Genomic DNA, 26165 nt, shown 5'->3' on the forward strand with positions numbered 1-26165 from the left:
CCCCCGCTGCAGTGCATAAACAGCAGAAATAGGCTTGTGGAATCAACAAGTTGAATTTTTTGAATTTTTTTTCGATTGGGGGCTTTACAGCCTTGGGGAGCGTCCGTATAGTGCGCACCACAACGACGGACAACCCCGAAGTTGTAGTAGAGATGAACGACGCTGTAAAGCATCAAGTAACCTCGAATGTGTGCCCAGGTGGCGGAATTGGTAGACGCGCTGGTTTCAGGTATCAGTGACCGCAAGGTCGTGGAAGTTCGAGTCTTCTCCTGGGCACCAAATATTTTCAAGTAACAGATGACCAAGGATCTGTTACTACTGTGTGAAAGCGAACGATAGTCGCCTTCTGCAGATGATGTAAAGCTTTGCCCAGGTGGCGGAATTGGTAGACGCGCTGGTTTCAGGTATCAGTGACCGCAAGGTCGTGGAAGTTCGAGTCTTCTCCTGGGCACCATACAAAAACCCACTAGCTTGCTAGTGGGTTTTTTCTTGCCTGCGATTTATGTGCCCCCTCCCCCCCTTGCACCATGGTCTGACCATGAATTTCTCGTCACACGGCCACTTGAGAAACAATTTCGTTTACCATTGTTTCCAAATATGTAGCCGTAAGCGAGGAAGTACCCGCATGACGATCCGCCCGCAACCGCTGATGCGTACCCTGGCCGCCGCAGTGCTGAGCCTGGTCATCGGCGCTCCGGCCGCCATGGCAGACGCACCGGTCACGCTGACCATGTACAACGGTCAGCACAAGGAAATTGGCGAAGCCATTGCCAAGGCCTATGAGGCCAAGACCGGCATTCACATCGACATCCGCAAAGGCAGCAGCAACCAGCTGGCCAGCCAGATCATCGAGGAAGGTGATCGTTCGCCGGCCGACATCATCTACACCGAAGAGTCCCCGCCCCTGAACAACCTGGGCGAGCTGGGCCTGCTGGCCAATATTGACGACGCCACGCTGAACATGATGCCCAAGGAGTACGTTGGCGCCAACGGCACCTGGATGGGTATCACCGCCCGTACGCGCATCGTGGTGTACAACCCGAAGAAAGTCGACGAGAAAGACCTGCCGACCACGGTGATGGACTTCGCCAACCCTGAGTGGGAAGGGCGCGTCGGCTACGTCCCTACCAGCGGTGCGTTCCAGGAGCAGGCCGTGGCCATTCTGAAGATGCACGGGCGCGAAGCCACTGAAGAATGGTTGACCGGCCTGAAAGCCTTCGGCAAGACCTACACCAACAACATGGTCGCCCTCAAAGCTGTGGAAAAAGGTGAAGTGGCTGCAGTACTGGTTAACAACTACTACTGGTACGCACTTGAACGCGAACGCGGCAAGCTGGACACCAAGCTCTACTACCTGGCCGACGGCGATGCTGGCAACCTGGTCACTATCTCCGGCGCAGGCGTGGTCAAGGCCAGCAAACACCCGAAAGAAGCCCAGGCCCTGCTCAACTGGATGGCCAGCGAAGAAGGCCAGCGCGTGATCACCCAGACCACCGCCGAGTACCCACTGCACAAGGGCATGGTTTCTGACCGCGGCCTGAAACCGTTCGACGAGCTGCGCCCGCCGAAGATCTCGCCAGCTGACCTGGGCAATGCCGAGGAAGCCATCGAACTTGAGCGTGAGGTCGGCCTGCTCTGATGACTGCCGCCCTGTCCGAACCGGTGCCGGTACGCTTCGTACCGAGCCGCAAGCGCCCTTCCATCTGGGTAGTGCTGCCTGTGCTGTTCCTAGTGGCAATGAGCTTGCTGCCACTGGCTTATGTCGCCATCAAAGCCTGGGAAGCCGGCTGGCGCGAAGCCTTGCACCTGCTGTGGCGGCCCTTTGTCTGGGGGCTGATGCGCAATACCCTGCTGCTGATGGTCGGGGTGACGCTGACCTGCATGGTGGTCGGCCTGGCACTGGCCTGGCTGCTGGAGCGCAGCAACCTGGCCGGCCGCCGGTTGTGGGGCGTGGTGCTGTGCCTGCCATTCGCCGTGCCGTCGTTCGTCAGCAGCTTCACCTGGGTGTCGCTAAGTTCGGACTTTGAAGGCCTGGGCGGCGCGATCATGGTCATGGCCCTGTCCAAATACCCGCTGGTGTTCCTGCCCGTTGCCGCGACCCTGCGCAACCTCGACACCTCGCTGGAGGAGTCAGCACGCACCCTGGGTTGCAGCCGCTGGGGCGTGTTCAGCAAAGTCACCCTGCCGCTGCTGTGGCCGTCGATGCTCGGCGGTGCGCTACTGATTGCCCTGCATATGCTGGTGGAGTTTGGCGCATTGTCGATCCTCGGCCTGCAAACCTTTACCACGGCGATCTACCAGCAGTTCGAACTGGAGTTCAGCAACGCCAACGCGGCCATGCTGTCTGCCGTGCTGCTGGCGATGTGCCTGGCAATGCTGTGGCTGGAACTGCGGGTGCGCGGCAAAGCCCGCCATGTACGCATCGGCCAGGGCGTAGCGCGGCGTGCGCAACCGGTGCGGCTGCGCGGCTGGGCGGTGCTGGCGCAACTGTTCTGCGTGGGCCTGGCGGTGCTGGGCAGCGGCATTCCGCTGGCGATGCTCGGTTACTGGCTGAGCGTGGGTTCGTCGGCGGCATTCCCGGTGGCGGCCATCTCGAAGGCGTTGTTCACCTCGCTGTCGGTGTCGCTGGGCGGTGCCGGCTTCTGTGTGCTGCTGGCTCTGCCTATCAGCTTCCTGGTGGTGCGCTACAAAGGCCGCCTGGCGATTTGGGCCGAGCGTCTGCCCTATCTGCTGCACGCCCTGCCCGGCCTGGTGATTGCCCTGACGTTGGTGTTCTTCGCCCTGCACTACGTGCCGGCGCTGTACCAGACCACGGCCTTGCTGCTGTTGGCCTATGCGCTGCTGTTCCTGCCGTTGGCGCAATCACCGGTGCGCACCGCGCTGAACAAGGCTTCGCCGACGCTGGAAGAAGCCGCGCGCACCCTTGGCGCGAGCAGCTTTGCCGCGTTCTGCCGGGTGACCTTGCCGATCATCTTCCCGGCCATGGCGGCAGCCTTTGCGCTGGTGTTCCTGGATGCCATGAAAGAGCTGACGGCTACCCTGCTGCTCAGCCCGACCGGCATGACCACCCTGGCCACCGAGGTGTGGGCACACACAGCCAACGTCGAGTTCGCGGCGGCGGCGCCGTATGCGGCGTTGTTGATTGTGGTGTCGGGGTTGCCGGTGTATTTGCTGACTACGCGGATGTATTTGAACAAGGCTTGAAAGCTTGCCCAGGCCGCCATGTGGCCTGGGCACAAGCCTGAGTGCCTAGACTTCATCACAAGTTCACTTTAAAACTCTCACTAGCCAGTTGAAAGCAAAGAACAAGGTCGTAGATACTACAAGCCCCACCCAAGAGGGTAACAAAACTCTTTTCATAGACCTTGGGAAACCCTCGAGATCTGAAATATCTGCCACACCTTTTCGAATAAACAACCCTGGAATCATGAGCATATTTGCTGCCAGGCAAGTACGCATTAGTTTTCCAGCAAGGCCAGCCGCTGAAAAGTTTTCCCTATTATTCTGAATATACTTGCATTTCGCTAAAGCTTTTTCGATAGCTTCTATAGATCGACAAGCTAAGTAAATCATCACACACACGCTGATTGCCATACAAGCGAGCAGGATAGATCCGATTATCGTCAATGCTTCGGTACTCATTTTCGCGCTCTCATAAGTCACTGCGCATCAGTTGGTACGTCTGGTGTACAGCCGGTTCACCAAGAAGCAGGCTTATGCTGAACAAGGTCTTGAGGAATTCCGAACCAGAAGCCAAGACCGGCAGGTCCGGGCTTTGCTTCGCAAAGCCCGGAAACTGGGGTTTCAGCTGGTGGCTGCTTGAGTGTTTAGAAAACAATGGGTTGCATTCTGTTTGACCAGGGCTTACCTCAAGTACTCTATCCAAAGAAAAAAAAGAACAATCAGTGCAATCAGCAAAATTTGTACAGTCCACAAGCGCACTAACAGCCTTTGCAGGTCGGCGGGAGCCTTAGCAACATCATTGCGATCTAATAGGCCCTTTCGAACGCTAAAATATTTCATAGACAGCATTGCAGAAATTGATCCTAGCCGCATGACTTTCCCAAGCAGCCCAGCATGAGAATATATTTCTCTGTTCACAGCCACCATTCGGCTATTTGACAAGATTGATTCGATACGATCCAGATATCGATACGCAACGAATACCCACACACCAAACATCAAAAACGGCGAGATAATTACAAACACACCAAGCACTGCCAGGTGCAAGTTACTCATCGCACTGCCTCATACAAAATCTCCCCCACGCTTTCTCCCAATACCTCACCAAACTCACCGCCAGCAATACCTCCAGCCGCTCCCCCCAATACCGCACATGCGAAAGTTGCCGTTCCACCGGTGGGAATACCTACAGCAACACATGCTATTGGCCCCAATAGGCCCCCGACATGTCCACCCATTCCTCCTAGCCCCAAGCTCGCAACTAGCGAAGTCCTCTCGACATACTCAGCCTTTCTGCACTCCTCCTCCCGCCCAAGCACGCAAGCGTTACGAATTGACAGTTCGGTTGACGCCACATCAAGCGCCATCCCTAAATACGTCCCTTTTTTTATCCAATTAGCCGCCTTCGCTACGCCAGATATTTTTTCTGCATACCCTTTAATCTCACCACCGTGAAGAAATCTTTTGGTGGATATATCCAGCGCATGCTTGATTTTACCCCCATTGCGCAGCCCCACCCCATACGTAGCCATACTATCAAGCTGCGCCTCCAACTTTAAAAACAGCGCTGTGCGCTTCGAGTAGAATTCATCACGAGCTTTCAACGTACCTTTAAGCAAATAATCTCGATGTAGCTGCTCTATCTCCTCTAACGTTTTCTTGATAGCTTCAAGATGCTTACTCCAAGCGTCACTAGCAGTACCAGCCCCGATGGAAGCACGGGCCAGTAAGCTCTGCAGCAGCTCAAAATTCTCCAGAAGGAAACCGTCAAACCCACCGCCGTTCAATTCGATGTCAAGGTGTATACCTAACGCCTTACCCATGAGAAATGCCTCATGAGCAGTACAGGACGGCGTGCTTGGGTCACCCACAATTATCAGCTCGCCAGGGAATACAACAGTGTTGACGACATGCGCATTCAGCACATCAAACTTGGCCCGCTGATTCGCGTTCATGGGCGTATCGGCCTTCAGCGACTCATACGACTGCGCATGCGGATTAATGAAGCTGCGCGCCTCGGACATGGTAGTACCTCACGCATACTTCTTGTTGTTGATGCGGTCCCATCCGCCCGTGACGTTGCCGCCAGCGCTGCCGTCGAGGCGTTTCTGCCGCGTGTAGATTGTCTTGATGCGCCCGTAGTTCAGCTGCACGACTTCCACTGGCACCCCAGCGCTGGCGCTTTGGGCGTAATCGGCAATGATCACTTCTTCCAGGACGACTTCGTAGTACTTGAGCTTGTCGCCACCCGCACGACACAGCACGAGCTTCACTTCCTTCAGGTGCTGCCCGGCACAGCTCGCCTCCAGCAGCTTGCAGCTGGCACTGTCCAGGTACTTAGTGAAGGTGAAGTTGGTGAGTGTGGTGCGGCCTGATGATGCGCCGCCCGCGGAGCTTGCGGTGGCAGAGGTGCTCTGGTTGGCACCGAACTTGTAGCCGATGATTTCGATCCAGTTGGCGTACTGCTTATCCAGTGCTTCGCCAGTGATTTCCGCGATATGAACATAAGCATCGAAAGCCATGCTTACCTCTCCCTGGTAAAGGTTCGGCTGATAACGACGATGTTCAGACATCGTCATCCTGAGGTTGCTCCCGAAGTAAAACGGCGGCCGGTACCGACCGCCTTCAGGCTCAATACAACACTAACCCCTATGTCAGCCCTTGCAACAGCAAACGCCCTATCAAGGAATATTTGGGAAATCTCCTACAGATTCGACGATGATGACGATTTGGTCAGTTTCGATGCTGCTTAAAGCTTCTCCAGCATTTTCCTTACGATCAGGCCATGCACCATGCCGACCGGCAGCATGTACAACCGGCCAAAAGTATTGAGGCACAGCACCGATGTGGTCACGCTTAAGCTTTGCCCGTACACATCCATGCAGACCATCACCGCCAAGTGCGTGTCGCGCGAAGTCAGCACCAGCTGCTGGTCGCTGATGGTCTCGACAGTGAAGAAGTCCAGGCGCTCACCGACGGCTGGCACATGCATTGGATCGCCGCGAGTGAAGCCGTGGATATCGGCGACATTGAAACGGCGTGAGATAAAGTCGCGAATGCGGAAGGCCCGGGCCAGCCAGCCGGGGACGTCCGAGGTCATGGCGCAGTAGGCTTGCAGGGCGGTCATCGGGTCAGTGAGCCGTACGCTGTCACTGTGCAGGAAATTCAGGTCGGCCTGGGCAGCGATTAGTCGGGCGGACATGAGCAACTCCTTTTGTCATGTGTCGCCGACAGCATAGCAACACCGCTCAGGTGTGGGAGCGGCCTTGTGTCGCGAAAGGGCCGCATAGCGGCCCCGGCAATTTCCGCGTGTATGCAACAAACCTGGGGCTGCTATGCAGCCCTTTCGCGACACAAGGCCCACAAAGGACCGCGCAGGCTTCAGGCCCGGAACTGGCCCAGGCTGGCGCGCAGCTGAGCCGCCAGATCATCCAGCACCTTGCTACTGGCCGTGGTCTGCATCACCACCTCAGCCGAGCGTTCGGCCTGGGCATGGATGTTCTCCACCCGCCCCCGCACCGCCTGAGCGCCATGGGCCTGCTGTTCGGCAGCGCGAGTCGCCAAACCAATGGCCGCGTGCACCTGCTCCACCGCAGCCTGCACCGACTGCTGGCGACGCTCGTTGTCACGCAGCACCAACAACCCTTCACTCGCCTTGAGTCCAGCCTGACTGATGGTGGCCACTGCTTCCTTGGCACCTTTTTGCAGCGCGGTAATGTGCGCCTGAATGTCGCCGGTAGAGCTTTGCGTCTTGCTCGCCAGCGCCCGCACCTCATCGGCCACTACAGCGAATCCGCGGCCAGTTTCACCAGCGCGCGCGGCTTCGATTGCAGCGTTGAGGGCCAGCAGATTGGTCTGCTCGGCAATGCCATGGATGACAGTCAGCACCACTTCAATCTGTTCGCTCTGCTTGGCCAGGCGCTCGATCACCTGAGAGCCCGTTTCAACCTGCCCGGCAAGGTTCTCAATCAGGCTCGCCAGTTGCGTCGAGGAACGGCTGTTCTCATCCGTCGCCTGGCGAATGTCCACCACCTGCTGCAACGCCGCCTGCATGGCATGGCTTTCAGCCTGAGCCTCGTCAGCCATGCTCGACAGGTCGCGCAGGCTGGCGGCCACTTCGTCACGCTGCAACGCCGCCGCGGCATCGGCACCGGCATTGCGCTGGGCCATGGCGCCGATCTCGACGCCGGTACGCTGGGCCACCTCGCCGGCCTCGCGGACGATGGGCTGCAGCTTGTCGACAAAGCGATTGACCGCCGACGCCATGTCGCCGATCTCGTCGCGGCTGTCGAGGGTCACGCGCTTGGTCAGGTCGCCTTCGCCAGCGGCAAGGTCGTTGAGCGCTGCGATCAGCAGGCGCAGTTTGCTGAGCACCCGGCGGCCTAACACCAAAGCGACCACCAGCAGCACACCCAGGCCCACCACCACCAGGCCCAGGCCAATCCGCCAGCGCAGCTCGGCAGCCGCATCGCGCACGGTCTGTGCAGTGTTGGCCTGCATCGCGGTGGCGCTGGCCTGCGCAACTTCCAGGCGCTCGCGCAGGGCCTTGCCACTGTCGGCAGCCGCCGCGCCCAGGCTATCGCCAACCAGTTGCTCGCCACTGGCGATCAGGGCACTGAAGCGCTGGTCGAGCGCCTTGAGCTCCTGGTCAATGCCGGCTGTAGAAACCCCCATCAGGACTTTGCCGATCTCGGCGCCATTGGGGTTGATAGAGGCTTCGACGAAGTACACCAACGGATCACGACGCGCGGCATCGAGCACCTTGTCCAGCGCTCGTTCGCCCTGGCCCTTCTCGATGAGCGTCTGGTTGATCGGGTTCTGCCGGTTCAGGTAGCGAGTCAGGTGCTGGCCCTGGGCATCGTCATAGATCACGAACAGCACGTTCGGGTTGCGCTGAGCGCGTCGTGCGAAATCCGAGAGCACCGGCACGTCGTTGTCCCAGATCGCCCGCGGCGCAACCGAAGCCAGCAGCTCGGCCATGTCGTTGGCGGAATCCTTGAGGTTCTTTTCCAGGGTGCTGCGTAGTTGCTGCTGCTCGCTTTGCAGGCGCTCCGACAACCCTGCGCTCAGGCGCTGGCGGGTACTGCTGGACAGGCCGTCGAGCCCAGAGCGCACATCTTGCCCGGCTTGCTCCAGATCGCTTGCGAGTTGGCGGCTGTCATTACCCAGCCGTTCGCCAAGGTCGGCCTCCAGGGCGGTGACCGTGCTTCGGGTGAGCGCAACGGCAACCAGCACCTGCACCAAAAGAGCGATACCAAGGGCAACAAACACAGGCCGCAAGAGGCGGCTTCGTAACAGTGAGAGGATGGCAGACACGGTGTAACCCTCGTGTTTTCTGGCGCCACTATTTTGATGGCATCTACAGAAACTTCTTACAGCAAGGGTTGTGCCGCAGGCAGCGGGGAAATGCGCCAAGGTCTAGCAATGGGGTTTCGTGTGCAGGCCCATTCGCGGGTAAACCCGCTCCTACAACGGCCTGCGCCCAACCATCGTTGTGTGCCCACATAGGAGCGGGTTTACCCGCGAATACGGTAGCGGCGGCAACGGTGGATTACCGGTGGATATTGGCCAGCACAGACATGCCCACAAATGAAAACGCCGCGGCCCTTCTCAGGGCCGCGGCGTCAGATCAGCCTGGAAGGCAGATCAGGCGAACGGGTGACGCAGCACGATGGTCTCGTTGCGGTCCGGGCCGGTCGAAATGATGTCGATCGGCGCGCCAACCAGCTCTTCGATGCGCTTGATGTAGTCACGCGCAGCTTGCGGCAGCTCTTCCAGGGTTTTCACACCCAGAGTCGACTCGCTCCAGCCTGGCATCTCTTCGTACACCGGCTCAAGGCCAATGTAGCTGTCGGCATCGGAAGGCGCGTCGATGACGGCACCGTTCTCGTTCTTGTAGCCAACGCAGATGTTGATGGTTTCCAGGCCGTCCAGTACGTCCAGCTTGGTCAGGCAGATGCCCGAGATGCTGTTGACGTCGATGGCGCGACGCAGGATCACGGCATCGAACCAGCCGCAACGACGGGCACGGCCGGTGGTGGAACCGAACTCGTGGCCACGCTTGGCCAAGGTAGCACCGGTCTCGTCGAACAGTTCGGTCGGGAACGGACCGGAACCCACGCGAGTGGTGTAGGCCTTGGTGATACCGAGGATGTAGTCGAGGTACATCGGGCCGACGCCGGAACCGGTGGAAATACCACCGGCAGTGGTGTTGGAGCTGGTGACGTACGGGTAGGTGCCGTGGTCGATGTCCAGCAGCGAGCCCTGGGCGCCTTCGAACATGATGTCCTTGCCGGCGCGACGCAGGTTGTGCAGCTCGGCGGTGACGTCGAGCATCATCGGCTTGAGCTGTTCGGCGTAAGCCATGCACTCGTCCAGCGTCTGCTGGAAGTCGATGGCTGGCTCTTTGTAGTAGTTCACCAGCTGGAAGTTGTGGTAATCCAGCAGCTCACCCAGCTTGGCAGCGAAACGCTCGCGGTGGAACAGATCACCCACGCGCAGGCCGCGACGTGCCACCTTGTCTTCGTAAGCTGGGCCGATACCACGGCCGGTGGTGCCGATCTTGGCTTCGCCACGGGCTTTTTCGCGGGCCTGATCCAGGGCCACATGGTACGACAGGATCAGCGGCGCAGCCGGGGAAATGCGCAGGCGCTCGCGCACCGGTACGCCTTTCTCTTCCAGCTTGGTGATTTCACGCATCAGTGCATCCGGGGCAACGACCACGCCGTTACCGATCAGGCACTGCACGCCTTCACGCAGGATGCCGGACGGAATCAGGTGCAGAACGGTCTTTTCACCGTTGATCACCAGGGTGTGACCCGCATTGTGGCCACCCTGGTAGCGCACTACGGCGGCAGCATGTTCGGTCAGCAGATCGACGATCTTGCCTTTGCCCTCATCACCCCACTGGGTGCCCAGGACGACGACATTCTTACCCATTACATTGGTCCTCATTCACGCAAACTTGGTTGCCGGCCTGTTGCCGACGCAGAAACTCACTGGGCCAGCGGCAGAACCTGCCAGCGCCCGTCTTGCTGAATCAATTGCCGATCACAATCCGCCTCGAGAGCAGCACTCAACGGCTGGCCAGGCAGAGCCTGAACCACACGCTGGCCCTCGTTGCGCAACTGGCAGACTTGCTGCCAGAGGGCCGCATCGCCACTGTCCGGCATCCAGATGCCGCCAGTTGGCAATACGACCTCCGCTCGCCCCAGTGTGACCAGGGTCTTCAAATCCGTGGAGAAACCAGTGGCCGGGCGCGCCCGGCCAAAGTCGGCGCCGATATCGTCGTAGCGACCGCCCTGGGCGATCGATTGGCCTTCGCCTGGCACGAACACGGCGAACACCACGCCCGTGTGGTAGTGGTAACCACGCAGCTCGCCGAGGTCGAAGTACAGCGGCAGGTCCGGGTAGCGCGACGCCAGGCGATCAGCGATCGCCAGCAGGTCATCCAGCGCCGCCAGCACGCTGGCCGGGGCGCGACCGAGGCGCACGCGGGCTTCAGCCAGTACTTCCCGACCACCACACAGCTCGACCAGGGCGCGCAGCATGCTGCCCAGGTCTTTCGGCAGGTCGGCCGTCAGCGCCTGCACTTCATCGACAGCCTTGCGTTGCATGGCGTCGAACAGCTGCTGTTCGACCGCGCCGGACAGACCGGCGGCACGGGCCAGGCCGCGGTAGATGCCGACATGGCCCAGGTCCATGTGAACATCCGGCACATCGGCCAGTTGCAGCGTGGCGAGCATCAGGCTGATGACTTCGACATCGCTGGTAGGGCTGGCATCGCCGTACAGTTCGGCACCCAGCTGGATCGGGCTGCGCGAGGTGGACAAGGCACGTGGCTGAGCGTGCAGCACGCTGCCGGCATAGCACAGCCGGCTCGGGCCTTCACGGCGCAGTGTGTGCGCATCGATACGCGCTACCTGCGGGGTGAAGTCGGCGCGGAAGCCCATCAGGCGGCCGGACTGCGGGTCCACTACCTTGAAGGTGCGCTGATCCAGGTCCTGGCCGGCGCCGGTAAGCAGCGACTCCAGGTACTCGATATGCGGGGTGACGACCAGTTCGTAGCCCCAACTCTGGAACAGGTCCAACACCTGGCGGCGCGCGATCTCGATGCGCGCAGCCTCAGGTGGCAGTACTTCCTCGATGCCATCTGGCAGCAGCCAGCGGTCTACCGTTGCCATTACGCCATTTCCCCTCTGGTCCGGGCGGCTTGCCAGCAGGCAAACCGTCAGAAAAGCCGGTATCGCGCACAGCAGCGGGCAGCACTGATCCCAGCGCAGCCACCGTACCCGACACCCTCAAATTGCCTTGCGAGCTGACCAAACCGTCAACCGGCGCTGAGCCAATCAACCTTGCAGACGCAAAAAAGCCGGGAAATTTCCCGGCTGCCTCATCATACACCCCTTTTCATTCAGGATGCACCCCGCCTGGTGCATTAGCTGCCAGGCGGGGTGCCGCTGCATGAAAATCAGGGCCTGAGCATCACGGTCTGCTCTTGTCCAGGTAACGGAAGAATTCGTTCTTCGGGTCCAGGACCATCACGTCGCTCTTGCTCGAGAAGCTCTCGCGGTATGCCTGCAGGCTACGGTGGAACGCATAGAAATCAGCGTCCTGGCTGTAAGCCTTGGCATAGATAGCGGCCGCTTGGGCATCGCCATCACCACGGGTTTCTTCTGCTTCGCGATAAGCCTCGGCCAGCAGCACACGGCGCTGACGGTCGGCATCGGCACGGATACCCTCAGCCAGCTCGTTACCCTTGGCACGGTGCTCGCGGGCTTCACGCTCACGCTCGGTGCTCATGCGGTCGAACACGCTGCGGTTGACTTCCTTCGGCAGGTCGATGGCCTTGACGCGCACGTCGACCACCTCGATGCCCAGTTCCTTGCTCGCCATGCGATTCAGCGATGCAGTGATGTCAGCCATCAGTGCATCACGTTCACCGGAAACCACTTCGTGCAGGGTACGTTTACCGAACTGGTCGCGCAGGCCACTTTCCAGACGACGCGACAGACGCTCGTCGGCGATCTGCTTCATGCCGGACGTGGCGGTGTAGAAGCGTTCAGCGTCCTTGACGCGCCACTTGGCGTAGGCGTCGACCATCACCGCTTTCTTTTCCAGGGTCAGGAACCGCTGGGTAGGCGCGTCGAGTGTCATCAGCCGGGCGTCGAACCTGCGCACCTGGTTCACGTACGGAATCTTCACGTGCAGGCCTGGCTGAACATCCGCCTGGACCACTTTACCGAAACGCAGCAGTACCGCCCGCTCGGTCTGGGACACGATGTAGAAGCTGTTCCAGGCCACAATGGCCAGGACCACGGCGGCGATCAGGGCGATCAGCGATCTATTGCTCATCAGCGGCTCTCCCTAGTACGCAGCGGCTGCTGTTGCTGTTGCATGTCCTGCGCGGCACGAGCGGCCGCATCGTTAGCCGATGGCGACGCGCTGGTGGTTGGCACGGACGGCTTGCGGCTGCCCTCGACCATCTTGTCCAGCGGCAGGTAGAGCAGGTTGCTCTGCCCGTCCCTGGTTGCCACCATGACCTTGCTCGAGTTGCTGTAGACCTCTTGCATGGTCTCCAGATACAGACGCTCACGGGTTACGTCAGGTGCCTTGCGGTACTCGGCAAGCAGCTTGGTGAAGCGGTCTGCCTCACCCTTGGCGCGGGCAATGACTTCGTCGCGGTAACCATTGGCATCCTCGATGATGCGCTGGGCCTGACCACGGGCTTCCGGCACCACGCCATTGGCATAGGACTCGGCCTGGTTGCGGGCACGCTGCTCGTCTTCGCGGGCGCGGATCACGTCGTCGAAGGCTTCCTGCACTTCACGCGGGGCCGCCGCGCTCTGTACGTTGACCTGGGTAACGGTGATACCGGTGCGGTAGTTGTCGAGGAAGCGCTGCAGGCGTTCGCGGATATCCACGGCCATCTGCTCACGACCCTCGGTCAACACCTGGTCCATCGAAGTGGAACCCACCACGTGGCGCAGGGCGCTGTCGGTCGCGTGCTGCAAGCTCACCTCAGGCTGGTCGACGTTGAGCACGAAGTCCTGCAGGTTGCTGATCTTGTACTGGACGGTCAGCGGCACCTCGACGATGTTCTCGTCTTCGGTCAGCATCTGGCCCTGCTTGGTGTAGGCACGCTCACGCGTGACGTTTTCCATGTACTTGCGATCAATCGGCGGGAAGTAGATGTTCAGGCCGGGACCGACCGTCTCATAGTACTTGCCGAAGCGCAGCACAACCGCCTGCTCCTGCTCGTCGACCACATACACGGCGCTGTACAGCCAGATTGCAGCCAGCACCGCCAGGCCGATGCCCAGCAGGCCCAGGCCACCGCCCTTGCCGACATTGCGATCACCGCCGCCACGTTTCTTGCTGCCGCCGAACATGCCATTCAGGCTGTCCTGCAGTTTGCGGAAGGCCTCGTCCAGATCCGGTGGACCTTTCTTGTCACCACCGCCGCCACCGCCACCGCGGCGGCCGCCCCAGGGATCCTGATTGTTCGAGTTGCCACCCGGCTCGTTCCAAGCCATAGCGCTCTCCATCTGATAAAGCAAAGACGCGCCCACGGCGCGCCGTCCAATGCTACAGAATGCCTGTCACTGCTGCCCGGCGACCTCGACGAGCATTTATTGCAAAGTGTGTTGCTGGACAAACACTTGCGGCTCCATGCCTTCGCGGCTGACCAGGCGATTCAGTTCGACCATGGGCAGTCGCACGCTCAGCAGGCTGCGCCCTTCTTCATCATGCTCTTCACTCTGCACGGCACCCAAGGCAAAGAATTGCGCGCGCAAGCGGGCAAAACGCTGCTCCAGGCACAGGGTACCGACAAACAGATCATCCCCCAGCAACTCGGCAACCGCCTGGCCAACCAGCTCCAGGCCACGCCCATCGCGTGCCGATACCCAGACCCGTTCCGGCTTGCCATCGGCATTGCGCTGGATCTGTGGCTCGACATCTTCGAGCAAGTCGAGTTTGTTGTACACCTCCAGGATCGGCAACCCCTCGGCACCAATCTCGCCCAACACCGCCAGCACCTGCTCGATCTGCTCCATGCGCTCTGGCTCATGGGCGTCGATCACATGCAGCAGCAGGTCGGAGTTGCTCGACTCTTCGAGCGTAGCCCGAAATGCCTCGACCAGCTTGTGCGGCAGGTGGCGAATGAAGCCTACGGTGTCGGCCAGCACGATCGGCCCCAGGTCGTTGAGCTCGAGCCGGCGCAGGGTCGGGTCGAGGGTGGCGAACAACTGGTCCGCGGCATACACCTCGGATTCGGTCAGGGCGTTGAACAGCGTGGACTTGCCGGCGTTGGTATAACCCACCAGCGACACCGAGGGGATATCCGCGCGCTTGCGCCCGCGACGCGCCTGCTCACGCTGGCTGCGCACTTTCTCCAGGCGCGACTTGATCTGGCGTATACGCACCCGCAACAGGCGGCGGTCGGTTTCCAGCTGGGTTTCACCCGGGCCGCGCAGGCCGATACCACCTTTTTGTCGCTCAAGGTGAGTCCAGCCGCGCACCAGCCGCGTGCTCATGTGCTCCAGCTGGGCCAGTTCGACCTGCAGCTTGCCTTCATGGGTACGCGCCCGTTGGGCGAAGATATCGAGGATCAGCCCGGTACGGTCGAGCACACGACACTCGAACACACGTTCAAGGTTGCGCTCCTGACTGGGCGTGAGGGTGTGATTGAAAATCACCAGGTCTACCTGTTCGGCATGGACCAGGTCGTGCAGCTCTTCGACCTTGCCACTGCCAATCAGGTATTTGGCGGAAGGCTGATGCCTTGTCACCGTGACCAGCGAGACGATGTCGGCACCGGCCGACAATGCCAACTCCTGAAACTCCTGCGGGTCTTCGCGCGCCTCAGGGTTCTGACCTTCCAAGTGAACGAGCAACGCCCGCTCACCACCACCGTGGCGCTCAAAGAACAATGCAGGCTCCTATCAGGCGTTGCCTGGCTCGCTGTCGCCGTGCTCGCTGTCGGTCGGGCTTGGCAGGCGGACCGGACGGGCCGGAACTACGGTCGAGATGGCGTGCTTGTAGACCATCTGGCTGACGGTGTTCTTCAGCAATACCACGAACTGGTCGAACGATTCGATCGAGCCCTGCAGTTTGATACCGTTGACCAGGTAAATGGATACCGGGACCTTTTCTTTTCTCAAGGTGTTCAAGTAAGGGTCTTGTAGCGAATGCCCTTTTGACATATGCCGCACTCCTGTAAGGATAAATAATAGAAAATCAATAAAATCGATAAATTAGGCCGCCCCTTCGCAAGAATAGACGGCAATCAGCAGGGACTCAGCTCAATATGGAGATGGCCCCAAGGTATTTCAAGGTGCGGGACAGATTGTCGCAGGCCAGGCTGTCAAGCCAGTGCACTTCAGGCCAGCCACGCAACCAGGTGAACTGCCGTTTGGCCAGCTGCCGGGTAGCGATGATACCGCGTTCACGCATCTCATTCTCAGTCAGCTTGCCATCCAGGTAATCCCAGACTTGCCGATACCCCACTGCCCGTATAGACGGCAGCCCGGCGTGCAAGTCACTTCTGGCTCGCAGCGATCGGACCTCGTCAACGAAGCCCTGTTCCAGCATCTGCGAAAATCGTAACGCAATTCGCTGATGCAAAATGTGACGATCTGTAGGAGCAATCGCCAAACTGGCGACAGTATAGGGCAAATGTCCGCCGGCGCCTGCGTCTGCGCCGCGACTTTCCGCGAATTGACGCCGACGATGAGCTGTCATGCTCTCGCCGCTCACCCGGTATACCTCCAATGCCCGGATCAGCCGCTGCGGGTCATTGGGGTGGATACGTGCCGCGGACTCCGGGTCGACTTCGGCCAACTGGCGGTGCAGCTCGGCCAGGCCCAGGGCTTCAGCCTGCGCTTCCAGCTCGGCGCGCACCGTCGCATCGGCGGCCGGCATGTCGGCCAGGCCATCGATCAACGCCTTGTAATAGAGCATGGTGCCGCCGACCAACAGCGGGATCTTGCCGCGCGCGGTGATCTCGGCCATGGCCTCCAGCGCGTCGGCACGGAACTGCGCGGCGGAATAGCTCTGGGCCGGGTCGAGAATGTCGATCAGCCGGTGCGGGTGGGCAGCGAGGACTTCTTTCGACGGCTTGGCCGAACCGATATCCATGCCACGGTAGACAAGTGCCGAATCGACGCTGATCAGTTCACACGGCAGCACTGTGGTCAGTTCGATGGCAAGGTCGGTCTTGCCGGCCGCCGTCGGACCCATCAGGAATATTGCAGGGGGCTTGCCGCTCATTTCATCGACCGCGCAGGAAAAGTTTGTCCAGATCGTCCAGCCCCATCTGGGTCCAGGTAGGACGACCATGGTTGCACTGGCCGCTGCGCTCGGTGTTTTCCATGTCGCGCAGCAGGGCGTTCATCTCGGGAATTGCCAGACGCCGGTTGGCGCGCACGGCACCGTGGCAAGCCATGGTGCCGAGCAGCTCATTGAGGTGCGCCTGAATGCGATCACTGGTGCCGTACTCCATAAGGTCGGCAAGCACGTCCTGCACCAGGCGGTTGGCTTCAGCCTGCTTGAGCAAGGCCGGGATCTGGCGAATCGCCAGGGTCTCGGGGCCCAGGCGCTGCAATTCGAAGCCCAGGCGCTGAAACCACTGTGCATGCTCTTCGGCACAGTCGGCTTCACGCTGGCTGAGGGCCAGGGTCTCCGGCACCAGCAGCGGCTGGCCGCTCAGGCCCTCGCTGGCCATGGCCACCTTGAGGCGCTCGTACATTATCCGCTCGTGGGCGGCGTGCATGTCCACCAGCACCAGGCCAACAGCATTCTCGGCCAGGATGTAGATACCCTTGAGCTGCGCCAGGGCATAGCCTAGCGGGGGAATGTCGCCCTGGCTTTCGGGCAGTGCCGTCGCAGGCGCAGCACCTGTTTCCAGCGGCTTATAGAACTCGCGATACACCGCCTGTGCCTCTGCGGCCGGCAGCGGCTGCGAGGGACGTGGGGTGTATTGATACTGGTAACCGGCGCCGCTGCCACCATTGGAAAACGACTGTTGCGGGGCTCGAGGCTGTTCAAGCACCGGCGAGGCCAGGCGCATTTCACCCTGGGGCCCGAACTCACCGGCCTGCTGGCCGGTGGGGCGAACCAGCTCAGGTACGGCAGCAGGTGCGGCCAGCTGGTCTTCCGGACGTACATCGGCCAAGGCACGGTGCAAGGTGCCATACAGGAAGTCATGCACCGAGCGCCCTTCGCGGAACCGTACTTCATGCTTGGTTGGGTGCACGTTCACATCGACGCCGTTGGGCTCCAGTTCCAGGAACAGCACGAACGTGGGGTGGCGGCCGTTGAACAGCACGTCCCGGTAGGCCTGACGCACGGCATGGGCGACCAGTTTGTCGCGCACTGCCCGACCATTGACGAAGAAGTACTGCAGGTCTGCCTGGCTGCGCGAGAACGTCGGCAGGCCGACCCAGCCCCAAAGGCGCAGACCGTTGCGCTCGACGTCGATCGGCAGTGCCTGCTCCATGAAGCCCGGGCCGCAGATGGCACCCACCCGCCGTGCACGGGCGATTTCGTCGTGGGCCTCGTGCAGGCTGAGGATGCTCTTGCCATTGTGGCGCAGGTGGAAGCCGACATCGAAACGGGCCAGCGCCAGCCGCCGGATCACTTCCTGCAAGTGATCGAATTCGGTTTTCTCGGCTTTGAGGAACTTGCGCCTGGCCGGGGTATTGAAGAACAAATCGCGCACTTCCACCGAGGTACCGACCGGGTGCGCCGCCGGCTGCACCCGCGGCGTCATGTCGCGGCCTTCGGTTTCTACTTGCCAGGCCTCACTGGCACTGGCGGTACGCGAGGTCAGGGTCAGGCGCGCCACCGAACTGATCGAGGCCAAGGCCTCGCCACGGAAGCCCAGGCTCAATACCCCTTCTAGGTCTTCCAGCTCGCGGATCTTGCTGGTGGCGTGTCGAGCCAGGGCCAGCGGCAGGTCGTCGGCAGAAATGCCGCTGCCATCATCCCGCACCTTCAGCAGTTTGACGCCGCCCTGCTCGACTTCGATATCGATGCGCCGGGCACCGGAGTCCAGGCTGTTTTCCAGCAGTTCCTTGGCCACAGACGCCGGCCGCTCGACAACCTCGCCGGCGGCAATCTGGTTGGCCAGCCGCGGGCTGAGCAGCTGAATTCGCGAACCGCCACTCATCATTGCGCGGCCAAGGTTGTGGCGGGTACATCGAGGCGCTGGCCAACCTTCAGCTCATCGGTCTTCAGGCTGTTGATGCTGCGCAGACTGGCCACACTGACCTGGTAACGCACGGCGAGCATCGCCAGGGTTTCGCCAGGGCGTACGGTGTGTTCACGCGGGCCGGCGGCGATCTTGCCGGTGTCACGCAGCCAGGCGATATAGGTGCCAGGTGGTGGGTTCTGCTGGAAGTACTGGTGCACCCCAGTGCGGATCGAACGGGCCAACGCTTGCTGGTGGCTCGACGAGGCCAGCTTGGCTGCTTCGTTGTTGTTCGAGATGAACCCGGTTTCAACGAGGATCGACGGAATATCCGGCGACTTCAGCACCATGAACCCGGCCTGTTCCACGCGCTGCTTGTGCAACGAAGTGACCCGCCCCATGTTGCCCAATACCTTTTGCCCCACGTTGAGGCTGGAGCTGAGCGTAGCGGTCATCGACAGATCAAGCAGCACGCCAGCGAGCATGCGGTCCTTGTCGTCGAGGCTGACATTACCCGCACCACCGATCAGGTCAGAACGGTTTTCCGTGTCGGCCAGCCAGCGCGCCGTCTCGGAGGTGGCGCCACGATCGGACAGGGCGAACACCGAGGCGCCAAAGGCTGCGCGCGACGGGGCCGCGTCGGCGTGAATCGAAATGAACAGGTCGGCGCCTTTCTTGCGGGCGATTTCCGTACGCTTGCGCAGCGGGATGAAGTAATCGCCGGTGCGGGTCAGCTCTGCACGGAAACCTTTTTCGCTGTTGATCTGACGCTGCAGTTCCTTGGCGATCTGCAACACGATGTCTTTTTCGTGCTGGCCACGCGAGCCGGAAGCGCCAGGGTCTTCGCCGCCGTGCCCGGCATCGATGGCAACCACGATGTCACGCTTGCCACTGGGTACCGGTGGTAGCTTGATCGCCGGCTGGGCCGGCGTCACTGGCACCGCAGGCGTGGTCGCAGGCGTTTGTACCGGGGCCGGTGCAGGTGGCGGCGCGCTGGCCGCGATAGCGTCAGCTTCCTGGTCATACAGGTCGACCACCAAGCGGTTGCCGTATTGTGCGTTGGGCGCCAGGGTGAAGCTTTTCGGGGTAACCGACTTTTTCAGGTCGACCACAACCCGAAGGTCGGTTGGCGTACGCTGAGCCGAACGTACACTGCTTATCGGCGTGTTGGAGGTGGCCACATTCAGTGGCGCGGCCAGTGTTGCGCCATTGATGTCGATGACCAGGCGATCGGGTGCGCTCAGGGTGAAGACACTATGCTGCACGGGGCCAGACAGGTCGAAGACCAGCCGCGTGTTGTCCGGTGCGCGCCACAGGCGCATGCTCTTGACTTGAGTGACGGCCAGAGCCTCAACGGTCACCGTTGTCAGCAGCAGCCCAACGATGGCGACCAGTGCGCGTATGCGCATACCTACCCCACTTACTGTTTATAGTGTTCGGCCAGTGCCACGCACCAGGCCTCGCCGCGAGCCCCCTGCGGCGAAAGGTTCAGCGAGCGTCCACTCGCTTGGGGGCTTATGGTAATGGTCAGGTCAGGCTTTGGCAAAACGCCCGCACCCTTTTGTGGCCATTCGAACAGGCACAGCGGGTCGCCCTCGAAATAGTCACGAATGCCCATGAACTCAAGCTCCTCCGGGTCGACCAGGCGATACAGGTCGAAGTGAAAGGCTCGGACCTCGCCGATTTCATAGGGTTCGACCACGGTGAACGTCGGGCTTTTCACAGCACCAGTATGGCCCAGACCGCGGATCAGGCCACGCGACAGGGTCGTTTTACCCGCGCCCAGGTCGCCCTCGAGGAAAATCACGCCGCGACCGCCGGTCACCTCAGCCAGTGCTGCACCGAATTTGACCGTGGCCTCTTCATCGGCCAGAAACAGATTTAAGCCAGACACGCAGAATGCTCCTCCAACAACTCACGAATGACCGGCGCCAGATCACTGGCCGCCAGGCCTCTACCTTTTTTCCCAAGGCGCTCGCCGGCACAGGCGTGCAGCCACACCCCCAGACAGGCTGCGCCCCAGGCATCCAGGCCTTGGGCCAACAGGGCTGCCAGCACGCCAGTCAGCACATCGCCCAGGCCGGCGCCGGCCATCGCTGGGTGCCCGCGCTCGCACAACGCCAGCTGCCCGCTCGGGGCTGCCACCAGGGTGCCGGCACCTTTGAGTACACAGACGCTGTTATAACGGCGCGCCAGCTTGCGCGCAGCACCAGGGCGGTCAGCCTGTACGGCCTCAGTGGCAATGCCCAGCAGCCGCGCCGCCTCCCCCGGGTGCGGAGTAAGGATGCTGCCACTGGGCAGGGCCAGCGGGGTTCGCGCCAGCAAATTCAAGGCATCGGCATCCCACACTTGCGGCCGCTCGGCGTTGGCCACCGCCGACAACAGGCTACAGCCCCACGCCGCCTGCCCCAGGCCGGGCCCGACCACCAGGACCGAGGCGCGCTCCAGCACACCCATCAGTTGGTTGGCCGAACGGACACCCAGGCACATGACCTCGGGCAGGCGCGCCAGGCTGGCCGACACGTGCTCGGGCCGGGTTGCCACGCTGACCAGCCCGGCGCCGCAACGCAGGGCGGCTTCGGCACTGAGCAACACAGCGCCTCCGGTACCCAGGTCGCCCCCGACCACCAGTACATGGCCAAAGTCGCCTTTGTGGGCATGCGCCTGCCGTGCCGGCAGGCGGGCAACCGTCACGCTGCTGAGCAATTGTGGGGCATTACTGGGGTGTTTGGTCTGCGGCATGGGGTCAAAGGCTCCAATGTCTGGCAGAATTATACGCACCTGAGCCCGTATTGCCTTGCCCATCCATGTCCGCCTCTACACCTGACCTCGCCCAACTGGCCCAATCGATCAAGATTTGGGGCCAGGAACTCGGTTTTGCCCATGTTGGCATCGCCGGGGTCGACCTTGGCGAACACGAACGCCACCTGCAGCGTTGGCTCGACGCCGGTTATCAGGGTGAAATGGAATACCTGGGCGCCCACGGCAGCAAAAGGTCACATCCCGACCAACTGATCCCCGGCACGGTACGCGTGGTCTCGCTACGTATGGACTACCTGCCCGGCGACACGCAGATGGCGCAGCGCCTTGCCCAGCCCGAGAAGGCCTACGTGTCACGCTACGCGCTTGGCCGGGATTACCACAAGCTGGTGCGCAAGCGCGTGCAGTTCCTCGCCGACCGCATCCAGGAAGCCATCGGCCCGTTCGGCTACCGCGCCTTCGTGGACAGCGCCCCGGTACTGGAAAAAGCCCTGGCCGAACAGGCCGGGCTGGGTTGGATCGGCAAGAACACGCTGCTGCTCAACCGCAAAGCGGGCAGCTACTTCTTCCTTGCCGAACTGTTCGTCGACCTGCCGTTGCCGGTGGACGAAGCCACCACCAGCGAGCACTGCGGGCGTTGCCAGGCCTGCCTGGACATCTGCCCGACACAAGCGTTTGTCGGGCCCTATGTGCTGGATGCGCGACGCTGCATCTCGTACCTGACCATCGAGCTGAGGGGCGCGATCCCTGTCGAGTTACGCGCAAAGATGGGCAACCGCGTGTTCGGTTGCGACGACTGCCAGATCGTCTGCCCCTGGAACCGCTTTGCCAGGCACAGTCAGGAGCAGGATTTCCAGCCACGGCATGGGCTGGAAAATACCGACCTGGCGGCGATGTTCCTGTGGGATGAACGCACCTTCCTGCGCAAGACCGAGGGCGGGCCTTTGCGGCGGGCGGGGTACGAGCGGTTCTTGCGCAACCTGGCGGTGGGGTTGGGCAATGCGCCCTCCACGATTCCGGTGATCGAGGCGCTGAAGGCCAGGCGTGACGATGAATCGGAATTGGTGCGCGAGCATGTGGAGTGGGCGCTGGCCCGTCACGGAGCTCAATAGCGACCAGCCTCAGAGCATGCGCCATCCTTGTGGGAGCGGGCGCGCCCGCGAAGCAGGCAACACAGGGAATGGCACCGGCTTCGCCGGTGTTCGCGGGCACGCCCGCTCCCACATGGGCCATGTTGCGCTTGTAAATTGCGTCACTGCTGGTCGTTGTAGTGGAACTTGGGCATTTCCCAGTGGAAGCGGATTGCCAACAGGCGCACCAGGAAGCCGCCAAACAGTGTGAGCAACATCGCCTGTTCTGCCGGCACCTTGAAATACACGCAACCCAGATAAAACCAGGCTGCCGCAAATGACACGCTGGCATACAGCTCACGGCGGAACACCAGCGGGATGTCGTTGCAGAAGATATCCCGCAGGATCCCGCCAAACACCCCAGTGATCACCCCGCTGATCGACGCCACCAGCATGCCCTGCCCCATCTCCAGCGCCGTCATGCAACCTATCAGGGTAAACGCCACCAGCCCCAGGGCATCAAGCACCAGGAACAGCGAGCGAAGGCGGCGCATCATTGGCGCAATGAAAATGGTCAGCAGCGCCGCAAAACTGGTCAGCACCAGGTACTCAGGGTGCTTCACCCAGGTCAGCGGGTAGTGCCCGAGCAGCACATCACGCACCGAGCCACCCCCAAGCGCAGTGACGCAGGCGATCAGCACCACGCCAAACCAGTCCATGCCGCGACGCCCGGCAGACAGCGCGCCAGTCATGGCTTCGGCGGTAATGGCGATAAGGTAGAGCATCAACAACATGGTGCGGGTCCGTGCAGGAAAGGCGCGCAGTCTAACCAGTTGCCCAAGGCACCAAAAGGGGGCGCAGATACAATATCTGCGCCGTTTCGACTCACAGCTTGATGAAGTGCTCGCGATAGTGACGCAGTTCGGCGATCGATTCGCGGATATCGTCCAGCGCCAGGTGGGTATTGCCCTTCTTGAAGCTGTCACGCACGTCCGGCGCCCAGCGCGCGGCCAGTTCCTTGAGGGTGGAGACATCCAGGTTGCGGTAGTGGAAGTAGTTTTCCAGGTTGCGCATGTGGCGGTAGAGGAAACGACGATCCTGGCAGATGCTGTTGCCGCAGATCGGCGACTTGCCTTTAGGCACCCACTGCTCGAGGAAGGCGATGGTCTGTGCCTCGGCTTCGGCCATGCTGACCTTGCTCTCGCGTACGCGCTGGGTCAGCCCCGAAGCACCATGGGTGCGGGTGTTCCACTCGTCCATGCGCGCCAGCACTTCGTCACTGTGGTGGATGGCGATCACCGGCCCTTCGGCCAAGGTATTGAGCTCGCTGTCGGTGACGATGGTGGCCATTTCGATGATGACGTCGCTGTCCGGATCCAGGCCGGTCATTTCCAGGTCGATCCAGATCAGGTTCTGTGGGTTTTGCATGCAGGGGCTCCTCATATAGGCGGTCATATTAGCCTAGTGGCCAAGGCACGCCCATTCACGGCACAAAGGTGAGCAGAATAGTCCAGCGGCTGGCGTGCTAAACTGCCTGCCGTTTTCAATGCCCCACGCCGGGCCTCTCTTACGGTACCTTCATGGCCAAACGCCAGCTCAATCGCCGCCAAAACTGGCGGATCGAAAAAATCCAGGGCGAGCGCGCCGCTCGCGCGGCCAAACGCGAGCAGCATGCACTGCAGGAACTGGAAGGTGGCGACCTGGGGCCGGAGCAACTGGGCCTGGTGATCGCGCACTTCGGCGTGCAGGTAGAAGTTGAAGCGCAGGATGGCGAAACCGCAGGCCAGGTGTTCCGCTGCCATTTGCGCGCAAACCTGCCAGCACTGGTCACCGGCGACCGTGTCGTGTGGCGTGCGGGTAACCAGGGCATCGGCGTAATCGTGGCGCAGATGCCGCGCAGCACCGAGCTGTGCCGGCCGAACAACCATGGTCAACTCAAGCCGGTGGCAGCCAACGTCGACCTGATCGTGATCGTGTTCGCCCCGGCGCCAGAGCCGCACCCGAACCTGATCGACCGCTATCTGGTAGCGGCCGAGCACGCCGGCCTGCGCCCGCTGCTGCTGCTGAACAAGGCCGACCTGATCAACGACGAGAATGGCCCCGGCCTGCATGCGCTGCTGGAGGTCTACCGCGAACTGGGCTACCCGCTGCTGGAAGTTTCGGCACACCACGGCGACGGCATGCAGCGCCTGCAGCAACAACTCGACGGCCATATCAGCGTGTTCGTCGGCCAGTCGGGAGTGGGCAAGTCGTCGCTGGTCAACAGCCTGCTGCCAGACGCTGGCACCCGCGTCGGCGACTTGTCGGAATGGTCAGGCCAGGGTACCCACACCACCACCACGGCGCGGCTTTACCACTTCCCCAATGGCGGGGACCTGATCGACTCGCCGGGTATTCGCGAGTTCGGCCTTGGCCATGTCAGCCGCGACGACGTGGAGGATGGCTTCATCGAGTTCCGCGACCTGTTCGGCACCTGCCGCTTCCGCGACTGCAAGCATGACCGCGAACCGGGCTGCGCGCTGCTCAAGGCACTGGAAGAGGGGCGCATCAAGCCGCAGCGCATGAACAGCTACCGCTCGATCATCGCCAGCCTGGCAGAAGACAGCTACTGAAACGCTCGAAATGAAAGTTGCCGCGATCCCTTGTAGGAGCGGGTTTACCCGCGAATACGGTGGCGACTGCAACGGTGAACGGCGGGTGGAAATTGGCCAGCAGGTCCGGCCCTTTCGCGGGTGAACCCGCTCCTACGACGGCCTGCGCCCAATCACCGATGCGTATGTAGCGGCTTTAGCCGCGAACACCGGCAACGCCGGTGCCATTCACCGCGCTGGAGGCTTCGCGGGTAAACCCGCTCCTACAGTGATCGCGCCAGCGTTCAGGTGGTGGGTGGCACAGTTGCCCACCCCCAAAAGCCGCTTACTGTTCCTTGGCTTCATCCATCTTCAGCGTGCCATCTTCAAAGATGTTCAGCTTCTGGCGCAGCTCGCGCGGTTGCATCGGTGCCTGTTCAGTTGCCCCTGGGTCAGCCGGTGCCGAAGCCCCTGGCGCAGCACCACTGGCTGGCGCTGCAGGTGCCGTTGGCGCAGCTGGCGGTGTTTCCGGCGCACCCTGCTCACCTTCGATATTGCGCTGGGCTTTCTTGGTCAGCACGATGATGTCGATACGGCGGTTGACCGGGTTGAACGGGTCCTTGCGGTCGAACAGTGACGACGAGGCGTACCCCACCACCCGTGCCACCTGGCCGTCCGGATAACCCCCCGCCACCAGGGCACGCCGCGCGGCGTTGGCGCGGTTGGCCGACAGCTCCCAGTTACCGTATTCGCCAGTGCCGGCATACGGCTTGGCATCGGTATGGCCGCTGATGCTGACCTTGTTCGGCACCGCCTTGATGGTGTCAGCCATGGCCAGCAGGATATCTTCGAAGTAGGGCTGCAGGCGCGCGCTACCGATGTCGAACATCGGTCGGTTCTCGGCATCCATGATCTGGATACGCAGGCCGTCCTGAGTGATCTCGAACAGGATCTGGTCCTTGAACTTCTGCAGCTGCGGGTTCTCTTCCACCTTGTTCTGCAGTTCCTGCAGCAACAGCTCCAGACGCTCGCGCTCGACCTGCTCGGCCATGGTCTCGACCTGGTCCTTGCTCAGCTGAGTGGGGGACTGCTGCGTCGGCTCGGTCTTCACTTCCGGATTGATGGTTTTGTCCGGCGCCATCTCCGGGGAACCCCCCAGGTCGATGACATAAGGCGTGCCACTCTCGGAGAAACCAATAGGGTCCTGGAAGTAGCCGGCAATGGCGATCTTCTGCTCAGGCGTGGCCGTGGACAACAGCCACAGCACCAGGAAGAACGCCATCATCGCCGTGGCGAAGTCGGCAAAGGCGATTTTCCAGGCGCCACCATGGTGGCCGCCGCCAAAGCGCTTGACGCGCTTGACGATGATGGGCTGATTGTTCTCCATGA

24 protein-coding genes, 2 tRNA genes and 2 pseudogenes are annotated in these 26165 nt (G+C 61.3%); 7 read left to right on the forward strand and 21 right to left on the reverse strand.

The features are described 5' to 3' along the window. The first annotated feature begins 192 nt into the window (after positions 1 to 192). The 4 genes from LU682_RS26605 (at position 193) to LU682_RS26620 (ending at position 3204) form a co-directional block, all read left to right on the forward strand. Positions 193 to 279, forward strand: a tRNA-Leu gene (locus tag LU682_RS26605). Positions 280 to 367: 88 nt separating this feature from the next. Continuing rightward, positions 368 to 454: transfer RNA gene (locus LU682_RS26610), tRNA-Leu, on the forward strand. A 171-nt stretch (positions 455 to 625) separates the two neighbouring features. Then, positions 626 to 1639, forward strand: coding sequence for an extracellular solute-binding protein (locus tag LU682_RS26615; protein ID WP_060488930.1), 1014 nt, complete (start codon positions 626 to 628; stop codon positions 1637 to 1639). After that, entirely contained in the window at positions 1639 to 3204 is a 1566-nt protein-coding gene (locus LU682_RS26620; protein WP_010955475.1) for an ABC transporter permease, read from the forward strand. The genes LU682_RS26615 and LU682_RS26620 overlap by 1 nt, the downstream gene beginning before the upstream one ends. Positions 3205 to 3267: 63 nt before the next feature. On the opposite strand, the gene LU682_RS26625 is transcribed toward LU682_RS26620, so the two are convergent. After that, entirely contained in the window at positions 3268 to 3642 is a 375-nt protein-coding gene (locus LU682_RS26625; RefSeq protein ID WP_126404391.1) for a hypothetical protein, read from the reverse strand. A gap of 19 nt (positions 3643 to 3661) precedes the next feature. Here LU682_RS26625 and LU682_RS26630 point away from each other — a divergent pair. After that, positions 3662 to 3823: pseudogene (locus tag LU682_RS26630) on the forward strand (IS110 family transposase); the annotation flags it as partial. Between the two features lie 41 nt (positions 3824 to 3864). Here LU682_RS26630 and LU682_RS26635 read toward each other — a convergent pair. From LU682_RS26635 to LU682_RS26710, 17 genes and pseudogenes are all read right to left on the reverse strand, one after another. Then, positions 3865 to 4239, reverse strand: a complete 375-nt coding sequence (locus LU682_RS26635) for a hypothetical protein (protein ID WP_049587455.1) — start codon at positions 4237 to 4239, stop codon at positions 3865 to 3867. Then, on the reverse strand, positions 4236 to 5207 hold the full coding sequence (locus tag LU682_RS26640; RefSeq protein WP_010955477.1) for a hypothetical protein: 972 nt from the start codon (positions 5205 to 5207) through the stop codon (positions 4236 to 4238). The genes LU682_RS26635 and LU682_RS26640 overlap by 4 nt, the downstream gene beginning before the upstream one ends. A gap of 9 nt (positions 5208 to 5216) precedes the next feature. After that, positions 5217 to 5705 (reverse strand): Hcp family type VI secretion system effector, encoded by a 489-nt coding sequence (locus LU682_RS26645; RefSeq protein ID WP_049587457.1) that lies wholly within the window; start codon positions 5703 to 5705, stop codon positions 5217 to 5219. A gap of 227 nt (positions 5706 to 5932) precedes the next feature. Beyond that, positions 5933 to 6385 carry a DUF2867 domain-containing protein gene (locus LU682_RS26650; protein WP_049587459.1) on the reverse strand — a complete coding sequence of 151 codons (453 nt, stop codon included), beginning with the start codon at positions 6383 to 6385 and terminating at the stop codon, positions 5933 to 5935. Between the two features lie 179 nt (positions 6386 to 6564). Next, a complete protein-coding gene (locus LU682_RS30110; protein ID WP_371044508.1) occupies positions 6565 to 7449 on the reverse strand; it encodes a methyl-accepting chemotaxis protein in 885 nt (294 codons plus the stop codon). A gap of 21 nt (positions 7450 to 7470) precedes the next feature. Beyond that, positions 7471 to 8163 (reverse strand): annotated as a pseudogene (locus tag LU682_RS30115) (methyl-accepting chemotaxis protein); the annotation flags it as partial. Positions 8164 to 8829: 666 nt separating this feature from the next. Further along, a complete protein-coding gene (locus tag LU682_RS26660) occupies positions 8830 to 10122 on the reverse strand; it encodes an adenylosuccinate synthase (RefSeq protein WP_003249542.1) in 1293 nt (430 codons plus the stop codon). 56 nt (positions 10123 to 10178) lie between these two features. Continuing rightward, a complete protein-coding gene (locus LU682_RS26665) occupies positions 10179 to 11366 on the reverse strand; it encodes an ATP phosphoribosyltransferase regulatory subunit (protein ID WP_010955481.1) in 1188 nt (395 codons plus the stop codon). A 301-nt stretch (positions 11367 to 11667) separates the two neighbouring features. Continuing rightward, complete coding sequence (gene hflC / locus LU682_RS26670) at positions 11668 to 12537, reverse strand: protease modulator HflC (RefSeq protein ID WP_003249538.1); 870 nt, start codon at positions 12535 to 12537, stop codon at positions 11668 to 11670. Further along, positions 12537 to 13718, reverse strand: coding sequence for an FtsH protease activity modulator HflK (gene hflK, locus LU682_RS26675; RefSeq protein WP_232856804.1), 1182 nt, complete (start codon positions 13716 to 13718; stop codon positions 12537 to 12539). Before hflK ends, hflC begins: the two co-directional genes overlap by 1 nt. 96 nt (positions 13719 to 13814) lie before the next feature. Next, a complete protein-coding gene (gene hflX / locus LU682_RS26680) occupies positions 13815 to 15116 on the reverse strand; it encodes a ribosome rescue GTPase HflX (RefSeq protein ID WP_003249534.1) in 1302 nt (433 codons plus the stop codon). Positions 15117 to 15128: 12 nt separating this feature from the next. Continuing rightward, positions 15129 to 15389 carry an RNA chaperone Hfq gene (gene hfq, locus LU682_RS26685; protein WP_003249532.1) on the reverse strand — a complete coding sequence of 87 codons (261 nt, stop codon included), beginning with the start codon at positions 15387 to 15389 and terminating at the stop codon, positions 15129 to 15131. Between the two features lie 94 nt (positions 15390 to 15483). Next, entirely contained in the window at positions 15484 to 16455 is a 972-nt protein-coding gene (gene miaA, locus LU682_RS26690) for a tRNA (adenosine(37)-N6)-dimethylallyltransferase MiaA (protein ID WP_010955483.1), read from the reverse strand. 1 nt (position 16456) lies between these two features. Next, on the reverse strand, positions 16457 to 18355 hold the full coding sequence (gene mutL / locus LU682_RS26695; protein WP_010955484.1) for a DNA mismatch repair endonuclease MutL: 1899 nt from the start codon (positions 18353 to 18355) through the stop codon (positions 16457 to 16459). Further along, a complete protein-coding gene (locus tag LU682_RS26700) occupies positions 18355 to 19785 on the reverse strand; it encodes an N-acetylmuramoyl-L-alanine amidase (protein WP_010955485.1) in 1431 nt (476 codons plus the stop codon). The genes mutL and LU682_RS26700 overlap by 1 nt, the downstream gene beginning before the upstream one ends. Before the next feature lie 11 nt (positions 19786 to 19796). Further along, a complete protein-coding gene (gene tsaE / locus LU682_RS26705; RefSeq protein WP_003249523.1) occupies positions 19797 to 20270 on the reverse strand; it encodes a tRNA (adenosine(37)-N6)-threonylcarbamoyltransferase complex ATPase subunit type 1 TsaE in 474 nt (157 codons plus the stop codon). Then, positions 20258 to 21118 carry an NAD(P)H-hydrate dehydratase gene (locus tag LU682_RS26710; protein ID WP_003249520.1) on the reverse strand — a complete coding sequence of 287 codons (861 nt, stop codon included), beginning with the start codon at positions 21116 to 21118 and terminating at the stop codon, positions 20258 to 20260. The genes tsaE and LU682_RS26710 overlap by 13 nt, the downstream gene beginning before the upstream one ends. Positions 21119 to 21183: 65 nt before the next feature. Here LU682_RS26710 and queG point away from each other — a divergent pair, with 65 nt between their 5' ends. Next, the gene (gene queG / locus LU682_RS26715; protein WP_010955486.1) at positions 21184 to 22248 is read left to right on the forward strand and encodes a tRNA epoxyqueuosine(34) reductase QueG; all 1065 of its coding nucleotides are present in this window, start codon (positions 21184 to 21186) and stop codon (positions 22246 to 22248) included. 140 nt (positions 22249 to 22388) lie between these two features. Here the strand turns inward: queG and LU682_RS26720 are convergent, their stop codons facing one another. Both LU682_RS26720 and orn read right to left on the reverse strand, forming a co-directional pair. After that, positions 22389 to 23000: a trimeric intracellular cation channel family protein gene (locus LU682_RS26720; RefSeq protein WP_003249516.1), complete on the reverse strand. Its 612-nt coding sequence runs from the start codon at positions 22998 to 23000 to the stop codon at positions 22389 to 22391. Between the two features lie 91 nt (positions 23001 to 23091). Continuing rightward, positions 23092 to 23634, reverse strand: coding sequence for an oligoribonuclease (gene orn, locus LU682_RS26725; protein ID WP_003249514.1), 543 nt, complete (start codon positions 23632 to 23634; stop codon positions 23092 to 23094). Between the two features lie 152 nt (positions 23635 to 23786). Here orn and rsgA point away from each other — a divergent pair, with 152 nt between their 5' ends. Beyond that, positions 23787 to 24818 carry a small ribosomal subunit biogenesis GTPase RsgA gene (gene rsgA / locus LU682_RS26730; RefSeq protein ID WP_003249512.1) on the forward strand — a complete coding sequence of 344 codons (1032 nt, stop codon included), beginning with the start codon at positions 23787 to 23789 and terminating at the stop codon, positions 24816 to 24818. A 304-nt stretch (positions 24819 to 25122) separates the two neighbouring features. Here the strand turns inward: rsgA and motB are convergent, their stop codons facing one another. Beyond that, complete coding sequence (gene motB / locus LU682_RS26735; RefSeq protein WP_010955487.1) at positions 25123 to 26163, reverse strand: flagellar motor protein MotB; 1041 nt, start codon at positions 26161 to 26163, stop codon at positions 25123 to 25125. Positions 26164 to 26165: the final 2 nt, after the last annotated feature.

It is taken from the genome of Pseudomonas alloputida (genome assembly GCF_021283545.2).
GTDB lineage: Bacteria > Pseudomonadota > Gammaproteobacteria > Pseudomonadales > Pseudomonadaceae > Aquipseudomonas > Aquipseudomonas alloputida.

Bases quoted from the DNA above. Each gene is read 5' to 3' on its own strand.
- LU682_RS26620 (WP_010955475.1), top strand. From the start codon at position 1,639: ATGACTGCCGCCCTGTCCGAACCGGTGCCGGTACGCTTCGTACCGAGC.
- mutL (WP_010955484.1), bottom strand. From the start codon at position 18,355: ATGAGTGGCGGTTCGCGAATTCAGCTGCTCAGCCCGCGGCTGGCCAAC.
- LU682_RS26710 (WP_003249520.1), bottom strand. From the start codon at position 21,118: ATGCCGCAGACCAAACACCCCAGTAATGCCCCACAATTGCTCAGCAGC.
- LU682_RS30110 (WP_371044508.1), bottom strand. From the start codon at position 7,449: ATGGCGTCGGCGGTCAATCGCTTTGTCGACAAGCTGCAGCCCATCGTC.
- LU682_RS26645 (WP_049587457.1), bottom strand. From the start codon at position 5,705: ATGGCTTTCGATGCTTATGTTCATATCGCGGAAATCACTGGCGAAGCA.
- orn (WP_003249514.1), bottom strand. From the start codon at position 23,634: ATGCAAAACCCACAGAACCTGATCTGGATCGACCTGGAAATGACCGGC.
- hfq (WP_003249532.1), bottom strand. From the start codon at position 15,389: ATGTCAAAAGGGCATTCGCTACAAGACCCTTACTTGAACACCTTGAGA.
- LU682_RS26615 (WP_060488930.1), top strand. From the start codon at position 626: ATGACGATCCGCCCGCAACCGCTGATGCGTACCCTGGCCGCCGCAGTG.
- LU682_RS26640 (WP_010955477.1), bottom strand. From the start codon at position 5,207: ATGTCCGAGGCGCGCAGCTTCATTAATCCGCATGCGCAGTCGTATGAG.
- rsgA (WP_003249512.1), top strand. From the start codon at position 23,787: ATGGCCAAACGCCAGCTCAATCGCCGCCAAAACTGGCGGATCGAAAAA.
- LU682_RS26700 (WP_010955485.1), bottom strand. From the start codon at position 19,785: ATGCGCATACGCGCACTGGTCGCCATCGTTGGGCTGCTGCTGACAACG.
- LU682_RS26650 (WP_049587459.1), bottom strand. From the start codon at position 6,385: ATGTCCGCCCGACTAATCGCTGCCCAGGCCGACCTGAATTTCCTGCAC.
- LU682_RS26635 (WP_049587455.1), bottom strand. From the start codon at position 4,239: ATGAGTAACTTGCACCTGGCAGTGCTTGGTGTGTTTGTAATTATCTCG.
- hflC (WP_003249538.1), bottom strand. From the start codon at position 12,537: ATGAGCAATAGATCGCTGATCGCCCTGATCGCCGCCGTGGTCCTGGCC.
- hflK (WP_232856804.1), bottom strand. From the start codon at position 13,718: ATGGCTTGGAACGAGCCGGGTGGCAACTCGAACAATCAGGATCCCTGG.
- queG (WP_010955486.1), top strand. From the start codon at position 21,184: ATGTCCGCCTCTACACCTGACCTCGCCCAACTGGCCCAATCGATCAAG.
- motB (WP_010955487.1), bottom strand. From the start codon at position 26,163: ATGGAGAACAATCAGCCCATCATCGTCAAGCGCGTCAAGCGCTTTGGC.
- miaA (WP_010955483.1), bottom strand. From the start codon at position 16,455: ATGAGCGGCAAGCCCCCTGCAATATTCCTGATGGGTCCGACGGCGGCC.
- LU682_RS26660 (WP_003249542.1), bottom strand. From the start codon at position 10,122: ATGGGTAAGAATGTCGTCGTCCTGGGCACCCAGTGGGGTGATGAGGGC.
- LU682_RS26625 (WP_126404391.1), bottom strand. From the start codon at position 3,642: ATGAGTACCGAAGCATTGACGATAATCGGATCTATCCTGCTCGCTTGT.
- LU682_RS26720 (WP_003249516.1), bottom strand. From the start codon at position 23,000: ATGTTGTTGATGCTCTACCTTATCGCCATTACCGCCGAAGCCATGACT.
- LU682_RS26665 (WP_010955481.1), bottom strand. From the start codon at position 11,366: ATGGCAACGGTAGACCGCTGGCTGCTGCCAGATGGCATCGAGGAAGTA.